The 8,618-nt window shown below is 57.2% G+C and carries 8 protein-coding genes; 5 read left to right on the top strand and 3 right to left on the bottom strand.

Annotated features, from left to right (window positions below; all coding sequences use genetic code 11):
* Positions 1-124 precede the first annotated feature (124 nt).
* On the top strand, positions 125-2,257 hold the full coding sequence (gene pnp, locus VGP75_RS13015) for a polyribonucleotide nucleotidyltransferase (RefSeq protein WP_327544080.1): 2,133 nt from the start codon (positions 125-127) through the stop codon (positions 2,255-2,257).
* Between the two features lie 179 nt (positions 2,258-2,436).
* Entirely contained in the window at positions 2,437-3,030 is a 594-nt protein-coding gene (locus VGP75_RS13020; RefSeq protein WP_327544081.1) for a hypothetical protein, read from the top strand.
* A gap of 69 nt (positions 3,031-3,099) precedes the next feature.
* Here VGP75_RS13020 and VGP75_RS13025 read toward each other — a convergent pair whose 3' ends face one another.
* Entirely contained in the window at positions 3,100-3,753 is a 654-nt protein-coding gene (locus tag VGP75_RS13025) for a peroxiredoxin (protein WP_327544082.1), read from the bottom strand.
* A 128-nt stretch (positions 3,754-3,881) separates the two neighbouring features.
* On the opposite strand from VGP75_RS13025, the gene VGP75_RS13030 reads away from it, so the two are divergent.
* From VGP75_RS13030 to VGP75_RS13040, 3 genes are all read left to right on the top strand, one after another.
* Positions 3,882-5,321, top strand: a complete 1,440-nt coding sequence (locus VGP75_RS13030) for an aldehyde dehydrogenase family protein (RefSeq protein WP_327544083.1) — start codon at positions 3,882-3,884, stop codon at positions 5,319-5,321.
* A 96-nt stretch (positions 5,322-5,417) separates the two neighbouring features.
* A complete protein-coding gene (locus tag VGP75_RS13035; RefSeq protein ID WP_327544084.1) occupies positions 5,418-6,347 on the top strand; it encodes a VOC family protein in 930 nt (309 codons plus the stop codon).
* A gap of 1 nt (position 6,348) precedes the next feature.
* Complete coding sequence (locus VGP75_RS13040) at positions 6,349-6,945, top strand: alpha/beta hydrolase (protein WP_327544085.1); 597 nt, start codon at positions 6,349-6,351, stop codon at positions 6,943-6,945.
* On the opposite strand, the gene VGP75_RS13045 is transcribed toward VGP75_RS13040, so the two are convergent.
* Both VGP75_RS13045 and VGP75_RS13050 read right to left on the bottom strand, forming a co-directional pair.
* The gene (locus VGP75_RS13045; protein WP_327544086.1) at positions 6,942-7,589 is read right to left on the bottom strand and encodes an RluA family pseudouridine synthase; all 648 of its coding nucleotides are present in this window, start codon (positions 7,587-7,589) and stop codon (positions 6,942-6,944) included. The two genes, VGP75_RS13040 and VGP75_RS13045, sit on opposite strands and share 4 nt — an antisense overlap.
* On the bottom strand, positions 7,586-8,239 hold the full coding sequence (locus tag VGP75_RS13050) for a YggS family pyridoxal phosphate-dependent enzyme (RefSeq protein ID WP_327544087.1): 654 nt from the start codon (positions 8,237-8,239) through the stop codon (positions 7,586-7,588). Before VGP75_RS13050 ends, VGP75_RS13045 begins: the two co-directional genes overlap by 4 nt.
* Between the last annotated feature and the right edge of the window lie 379 nt (positions 8,240-8,618).

Here is an 8,618-nt window from a genome sequence, read left to right on the forward strand (position 1 = left end):
GATAAGGCCCAACAATCTTGAGAGACTGGCGCCCGCATTCCAGCGCCTGACCAAAGAAGATACTGGGATGAGGGGGAATACGCCCCCTACGCAAAAGGCCAAACAGGCCAACTAGGAAGACATCATGTTTAACGAAGTAAAGAAATCAATCCAGTGGGGCGAAGAAACGCTGACACTGGAAACGGGTAAGATTGCCCGCCAGGCCGATGGCTCTGTCATCGCGACACTGGGTGAAACCAGTGTTATGGCGAACGTGACATTTGCACGTAAGCAAAAGCCGGGGCAGGACTTTTTCCCGCTGACCGTCCACTATCAAGAGAAATACTATGCTGCCGGCAAAGTGCCTGGTGGCTTTTTCAAGCGCGAAGCGCGTCCCACTGAGAAAGAGACGCTGACATCCCGCCTGATCGACCGCCCAATCCGCCCGCTGTTCGTCCCCGGCTTCAAAAACGAAGTTCTGGTGATGTGCACCGTGTTGAGCCACGACATGGTCAACGACCCCGATATGGTCGCGATGATCGCGGCTTCTGCGGCGCTGACAATCTCCGGCGCGCCTTTCATGGGCCCGATTGCGGCTTGCCGCGTGGGTTATGAGGATGGCGAGTACATCCTGAACCCAGAAATCGACGACATGCATAACCTGCGCATGAACCCCGATCAGCGTCTGGACCTTGTTGTTGCCGGCACCAAAGACGCCGTGATGATGGTTGAGTCCGAAGCCTACGAGCTGTCCGAGGACGAAATGCTGGGTGCGGTCACATTCGCACACGAGCAGATCCAGCCAGTCATCGACCTGATCATTGATCTGGCCGAAGAATGCGCGAAAGAGCCTTTCGACTTCCAGCCCGAGGATTATTCCGAGCTGTCAGCCGCTGTCAAAGCCGCTGGTGAAGAGAAGATGCGCGCCGCTTATGCGATCACCGACAAGCAAGAGCGCACCGCTGCTGTTGCCAATGCCAAGCAAGAGATCATCGACGCGCTGACCGAAGAGCAGCGGGAAGATAGCAACCTTGGAGCGGCGCTGAAAAAGCTGGAATCCAGCGTTCTGCGCGGTGATGTTGTCAAGAACGGCAAGCGGATTGATGGCCGTGCGCTTGATACGATCCGCCCGATCGTGTCCGAGACAGGTATCCTGCCACGCACACACGGTTCTGCCTTGTTCACACGTGGCGAAACCCAAGGTCTGGTTGTGACCACATTGGGCACCGGCGACGACGAGCAAATGATTGATGCGCTGACAGGGATGTATAAATCCAACTTCATGCTGCACTACAACTTTCCACCCTATTCGGTTGGTGAAGTCGGTCGTGTGGCTGGCCCCGGCCGCCGCGAGATAGGTCACGGCAAGCTGGCATGGCGTGCGCTGCAGGCGGTTCTGCCGGCACCTACGGATTTCCCGTATACCATTCGTCTGGTGTCAGAGATCACTGAATCAAACGGGTCGTCCTCCATGGCGTCTGTTTGCGGTGGCTCTTTGTCCATGATGGACGCTGGTGTGCCACTGAAAGCACCGGTTGCCGGTGTGGCCATGGGTCTGGTGATGGAAGAAGACGGCTCTTACGCCATTCTGTCCGACATCCTTGGTGACGAAGACCACCTTGGCGACATGGACTTCAAGGTTGCGGGTACTGAAAACGGCATCACGTCCTTGCAGATGGACATCAAGATCGCAGGCATCACGCCAGAGATCATGAAAAAGGCGCTTGAACAGGCCAAAGCAGGTCGTCTGCATATTCTGGGCGAGATGGCCAAAGCCATCACCGGCGCGCAGGAATTCAGCGTTCACGCGCCCAAGATCGAAACCATGCAGATCCCAACCGACAAGATCCGTGAAGTGATCGGGTCCGGTGGTAAGGTCATCCGCGAGATCGTGGAAACATCCGGTGCCAAGGTCGATATCAATGACGACGGCGTGATCAAGCTGGCATCCAACGATGCCGAGGCGATCAAGAAAGCCTACGATATGATCTATTCGATCGTGGCCGAGCCGGAAGAAGGCGCGATCTACAAAGGCACAGTTGTGAAACTGGTCGACTTTGGCGCTTTCGTGAACTTCTTTGGCAAGCGCGATGGTCTGGTGCACGTGTCCCAGATTGAAAACCGCCGCCTGAACCATCCTTCGGACGTTCTGAAAGAAGGTCAGGAAGTTTGGGTCAAGCTGCTTGGTTTCGATGATCGCGGCAAGGTCCGTTTGGCCATGAAGATGGTTGATCAGGAAACCGGTCAGGAGATCACGAAAGAAGAAGTGGCAGAGTAAGATCTGACCTCATCAAACTGATGAAAAAAGAGACGTCCGGCCATAGCGCCGGGCGTTTTTTTGTGACTGGAATGCTGCACGACCGCGCAAATTGCGCTGTGCCCTTCCCTTGCGTAAAGCGCGGGCTACTCTACCTCAGGGGCAGTTGCGCCCCGCTTTGCAAACAGAAAGGATAGCTCATGACTTTGAAGACGATGCTTGCTGCGACAGTGCTTGGCACCGTGGCTACGGGTGCAGTGGCGCAGAATTTCGATGGTGTGTCTTTTGGTGCAGGGGTGACCAATTTCGGTCTGTCTCTGGAAGGTGAATATGCTGTTAGTCCGCAGGTCGGCGTCCGTGGGATGGTCATGGGCGGTTTCAGTTTCGACGATGAATTCGATATCGACGATGCAACCGTTGATGGCGAGGTGGATCTGGGCGGCGTCGCCGTCCTTGCCGACTATTACCCTCTTGGTAACGCGTGGCGGCTGTCAGGTGGGCTGTTCTTTTCCAACAGTGAGGTGACGGGCACCGTCACAGATGGCGCAACAACCTATGACGGCGAAATCAATTTCAAGAACGAAGTCGCGCCGCTGATCACCACCGGTTTCAGCACTGAAGTGGCCCAGGGCTGGTCGGTGTCGGGTGATATCGGCGTGATCGTGTCTTCATTAGAGGTCTCTTCCGACGACAACACCGGCACGGTACAGGCCGATATCGCAGAGTTGAACGCTGATCTTGAAGATGTGCCGGTCTTTCCGTTCATCGGTGTTGCGGTCAGTTATTCCTACTAGATCGTTGTTCAGACATGAAAAAGGCCCCGGTCGACCAACCGGGGCCTTCTTTTTGTGCTTTGACCAGGCCTAGCCCTTCAGCTTTGTTGTCCGCAGATAGGGGAAGACAGTCGTGAAATCACCAAACTTTGCCTTCGCGTCTTCATTGCTGACGGTTGCTGGAATAATCACGTCATCGCCCACGTTCCAGTTTGCGGGCATTGCAACACCCTGTCCTGCAGCCGTCTGCAGCCCGTCAAGCGCGCGGAGCACTTCGGCAAAGTTACGGCCGACGTTCATCGGGTAGGTCATCGACAGCTTCAGCTGCTTGTCAGGCCCAATGATGAAAACCACGCGGACTGTGGCGCTGTCCGCAGGTGTGCGCCCGTCCGGTAGATAGGCGTCTGCGGGCAACATGTCGAAGGCCTTTGCGACGGTCAGGTCCTCATCTGCGATGATCGGGAAACCGGCCTTGGCGTTTGCGAAGGTTTCGATATCGCTTTTCCACTTTTTGTGATCCTCAACGCCGTCGACGCTGATGCCCATTACCTTGGTGCCGCGCTTGGCCCATTCATCGGCCAACTGCGCGACAGCGCCGAATTCAGTGGTGCAAACAGGGGTGAAATCCTTGGGGTGCGAAAACAGGATCGCCCAGCTATCGCCAATCCAGTCATGCAGCGAAAGGGTGCCTTGATCGGTTTCGACGGTCAGATCGGGAATGGTGTCATTGATGCGGAGACTCATGGTGCGGTTCCTCTATTGAAGTGCATTGGTGTCTATATAGGTATCCTTGGCACAGTCTGCCACCGCCGCTTGCACCTGTTGCGTGCCGGTGTCACAAGTTTCAAGAGCATTTGTCAGGGAGAGATCCAATGATCGAGAACCGTAATTTCTATATCAACGGGGCATGGGTGCCACCGGTGCAGCCCCGCGATTACAACGTGATTGATCCGTCAACGGAAGATCCCTGCGCGATCATTTCGCTGGGTGATCAGGCCGATACCGATGCGGCTGTTGCTGCGGCCAAGGCAGCGTTTCCCGCATGGGCTGCGACTGCCCCCGAAGAGCGCGCTGCCTATGTCAAAGCGATCCTTGCCCAATATGAGGCGCGGGTCGAGGAAATGGCCCAGGCGATCAGCATGGAAATGGGCGCGCCCATTGATATGTCGCGCAGCAGTCAGGCCCCTTGCCTGCCGTGGCACTTGAAAAACGCCCTTGAGGCGGTCAAGGAAATTGAGTGGATCCGCCCCCTTGGGCCGCACGCCCCCAATGACCGCATCGCCATGGAACCGATCGGTGTGGTGGGCCTGATCACACCGTGGAACTGGCCGATGAACCAAGTCACGCTCAAGGTGATACCGGCCCTTCTGGCCGGTTGCACAATGGTTTTGAAACCCTCCGAGGAATCGCCGCTGTCTTCGCTGCTGTTTGCCGAATTCGTCCATGACGCAGGTGTGCCTGCCGGTGTGTTCAATCTTGTCAACGGCGACGGCGCTGGCGTTGGCAGCCAGCTTTCACGCCACGAAGATGTCGCGATGATCAGCTTCACAGGCTCGACGCGTGCCGGCAAGGCGATCTCTGCCGCCGCAGCCGAGACGCTGAAACGTGTCACGCTCGAACTTGGTGGAAAGGGCGCGAACGTCATCTTTGCCGATGCCGATGAAAAGGCCGTCAAGCGTGGTGTCATGCATTGCATGAGCAACTCTGGCCAATCCTGTAACGCGCCGACCCGCATGCTGGTCGAGCGGTCGATCTACGACCAGGCGGTTGAAATGGCGGCCGAGGCTGCCAAGAGCATCACCGTTGGCCCTGCGTCGGAACCCGGGCGGCATATCGGCCCTGTGGTGAACAAGAGCCAATGGACGAAAATTCAGGAAATGATCGAGGTGGGCATTAACGAAGGAGCGCGTCTTGTGGCCGGTGGTCCGGGTCTGCCCGAGGGGATGAACCGTGGTTACTATGTGCGTCCGACGGTCTTTGCGGATGTGACCAATGACATGCGCATTGCGCAGGAGGAAATCTTTGGTCCTGTCCTGTCGATCATTCCGTTCGAGGACGAAGCGGATGCCGTGCGCATCGCCAATGATACGCCCTATGGTCTGACCAATTATGTCCAGTCTCAGGATGGTGCCAAGCGCAACCGTATGGCCCGCGCCCTGCGCTCGGGCATGGTTGAGATGAACGGTCAGTCCCGTGGTGCGGGTTCGCCCTTTGGCGGCATGAAAATGTCGGGGCGGGCCCGTGAAGGCGGTGTCTGGGGGATCGAAGAATTCCTTGAGGTCAAAGCCATCTCGGGATGGGCCGCCGAATAGTGTCATGTGCACAGGCGCACCAAATAGGTGCGCCTGTGGATGTTTAGTGCATGATCGAATCCGCTATGTAACCTGTCAGCAAGATAGGAGAGCGAGATGATCAACCAGATTAAAGGCCTGCACCACGTCACCTCACTGGCCAGTGACGCCCGTGAGAACAATGCCTTCTTTACCAACGTGCTTGGTTTGCGCCGCGTGAAGAAGACCGTGAATTTCGACGCACCTGATGTGTATCACCTCTATTATGGTGACGAAGCAGGAACTCCCGGTACTGTCATGACCTACTTTCCCTTCCCCAACGCGGGCCGTGGCCGCAAGGGTGTGGGCGAAGTGGGGCGCACTGCATTCAGCATTCCCGCCGGAACGTCGCAAGCCTGGCTTGACCGTTTCGCAACCTTCGAGGTTGCCGGCGTTGCCCAAGACACCCGTTTCGGTGAAAAGCGTGTATTGTTTGACGGACCCGATGGCGATCAGTTCGCCTTGGTCGAAAGCGACGATGACCGCACGCCTTGGACCGGCAATGGCGTGAGCGAAGAGATAGGCATCCGTGGGTTCCACTCTGCCGATATGCGCCTACAACAGGCCGCGATGAGCAGCGAGTTGCTGCAGTTCATGGGCTACGAAAAGCTGGACACCCAAGACAACGTGACCCGCTTTATCGTGCCGGGCGGGAATGATGCGAACATCATTGATATCGAAGAAATCCCCACGGCAGGACATGCAGCACAAGGCGCAGGCTCGGTCCACCACCTTGCCTTTGCTGTCGACAACCGTGCGCGCCAGATCGAAGTCCGCGAGGCACTGCTTGATACCGGATACCAAGTGACCCCTGTGATTGATCGTGACTATTTCTATGCGATCTATTTCCGCACACCTGGTGGTGTGCTGTTCGAGGTCGCCACCAACGAGCCCGGTTTTGACCGCGACGAAGACACCGCGCATCTGGGTGAGGCGCTCAAACTGCCAAGCCAGCACGAGCATTTGCGTGCCCGTCTGGAAGGGCTGCTTCAGCCGCTGGGCGACTGATATGAGCTATGTTGCAAAACGCACAGAAGGGACAGCAGGCGCACCGCTGTTCCTGACATTCCACGGCACGGGCGGGAACGAAGGCCAGTTTCACGGCTTCGCGGAACAGTTGAAGCCCGGCGCGCATATCTGCTCTCCACGCGGTGATGTGTCGGAACATGGCGCGCTCCGCTATTTCCGGCGCACCGGTGAGGGCGTCTATGACATGGATGATCTGGCGGCGCGTACCGCTGCGATGGCTGATTTTATCCGGTCGGAAAAGAAAAAGACGGGTGCAGCAGATGCGATTGGTCTGGGCTATTCCAACGGGGCCAATATTCTGGCCTCGGTTGCGCTCGCGCAAGCTGATCTGGTCGATACGTTGATCCTGATGCACCCGCTCATCCCTTGGGCGCCCAAAGACCAACCGGGGCTCAACGGCCGCCGCATTCTGATCACCGCAGGTGAGCGCGATCCGATCTGCCCCGCCCCTCTGACGCAGGCGTTTGTGGATTATCTCGCGGCGCAGGGCGCTGATGTGGCCGTCCACTGGCATCCCAGTGGCCATGAGATTGCGCAGTCAGAGATCGACGCGATTGCCGCGTTTATCGCAGGTTAGAACGGGCACTTTGCGGTAATGCGCATGCCCTGACCCCCGTCAGGGTGGCGGAACTGCAAAGTTTCGGAATGCAACATGAGGCGCGGATAATCCCGCGCCTCTTCTGTTGCATAGAAAGGATCACCCAGGATCGGATGCCCGAGCGCCATCATATGCACACGCAACTGATGTGACCGGCCCGTGCGCGGCATCAGCTTGACCCGCGTTTCCCCGTCCCTTGCGCGCATAACACGCCAATCGGTCACCGCTTGTTTGCCGGTCTCGTGGTCGACCATCTGCTTGGGGCGGTTCGGCCAATCCACGATCAGGGGTAAATCCACGGTTCCCGTCTTTTCCGCCATCTCGCCCCAGACGCGAGCGATGTAGGTTTTCTTGGTTTGCCGCTTTTCGAATTGGAGGCCAAGGTGGCGCTGGGCGTGGGGGGTCAGCGCAAAGATCATCACCCCCGAGGTGTCGCGATCAAGCCTGTGTACCAGCAACGCCATGGGGAAGGCCGCCTGCACACGTGTCAAAAGACAATCGGCCAGATGCGGCCCCTTGCCGGGGACCGACAAAAGCCCGCTTGGCTTGTCGACCACAAGAACCTGATGGTCGTCATGCAGGATCGTCAAAGGGTCTTGGGGTGGTGCGTAATCGTCGCTCACCCGTAGATACGCTCGCCAAAGATGGCCGAGCCGACGCGGATATGTGTTGCACCCAGTGCGATGGCGCTTTCAAAGTCGCTGCTCATCCCCATCGACAGGCCCGCAAGATCATTGCGCGCCGCGATCTTGCCGAGCAGGGCAAAGTGCAGGGATGGCTCTTCGTCAACGGGCGGAATGCACATCAACCCTTTCAGCGGCAGATCAAGCGCGCGGACCTCGGCGATGAAAGCATCCGCCTCATGTGGCAGAACCCCTGCCTTCTGTGGCTCTTCGCCGGTGTTGACCTGCATAAAGAGATCGGGGCAGGTGCCAAGCTCTTGTGCGTGCCGCGCGATTGTATTGGCCAGCTTTGCACGATCGACCGTATGGATCGCATCGGCCAGCTGCATGGCCTGTTTGACCTTGTTGGTTTGCAACGGGCCGATCAGATGAAGTTCAATACCCTCATATTGGTCACGGAACGCGGGCCACTTGCCCGCCGCTTCCTGCACCTTGTTTTCCCCAAAGATTCGATGCCCCTGATCCAGAACTGCGGCGACTCTCTCGTTTGGCTGTACTTTCGACACGGCAATCAGCCGCACATCTGCCGGATTTCGGCCTGCGGCCTCACAAGCGCTCGCGACACGGGCCTGAATTTCTGCAAGAGGCATGGAAGACTCCAAAAAATAAGGTTCACGATAGATTTCGGCCTGAAATAGGGCGTATCGGAGCGGATGTCATGATTGAAAAAATTGTGTGTCATTGATGCATCATTTCCGGCAAAGAGCCGAAAACGCCCCCTATTTCACTTGAGTGTCAGGGCATCAAGGCGCAGTTAGACGCCAATGCTAGTACAACTGGCATTCTTGGGAATGCATAACACGAGGGAAAAAATCCATGAAAAGCATCCTTCTTACAACAACAGCTATCGTCGCATTTGCCGGCGCTGCTGCTGCTGATGGACACGCTGGCGTCACGTTCGGCGGTGATTTCACACTGGGCTTCAACGACGACAATGATGATGACAACGCAGTAGTCATCGGCGATAAC

This window comes from Yoonia sp. (assembly GCF_036007805.1).
In the GTDB taxonomy this organism is placed as follows: Bacteria; Pseudomonadota; Alphaproteobacteria; order Rhodobacterales; family Rhodobacteraceae; genus Yoonia.

Coding starts and splice junctions, on each gene's coding strand:
- pnp (WP_327544080.1), top strand. CDS start 125: ATGTTTAACGAAGTAAAGAAATCAATCCAGTGGGGCGAAGAAACGCTG.
- VGP75_RS13020 (WP_327544081.1), top strand. CDS start 2,437: ATGACTTTGAAGACGATGCTTGCTGCGACAGTGCTTGGCACCGTGGCT.
- VGP75_RS13025 (WP_327544082.1), bottom strand. CDS start 3,753: ATGAGTCTCCGCATCAATGACACCATTCCCGATCTGACCGTCGAAACC.
- VGP75_RS13030 (WP_327544083.1), top strand. CDS start 3,882: ATGATCGAGAACCGTAATTTCTATATCAACGGGGCATGGGTGCCACCG.
- VGP75_RS13035 (WP_327544084.1), top strand. CDS start 5,418: ATGATCAACCAGATTAAAGGCCTGCACCACGTCACCTCACTGGCCAGT.
- VGP75_RS13040 (WP_327544085.1), top strand. CDS start 6,349: ATGAGCTATGTTGCAAAACGCACAGAAGGGACAGCAGGCGCACCGCTG.
- VGP75_RS13050 (WP_327544087.1), bottom strand. CDS start 8,239: ATGCCTCTTGCAGAAATTCAGGCCCGTGTCGCGAGCGCTTGTGAGGCC.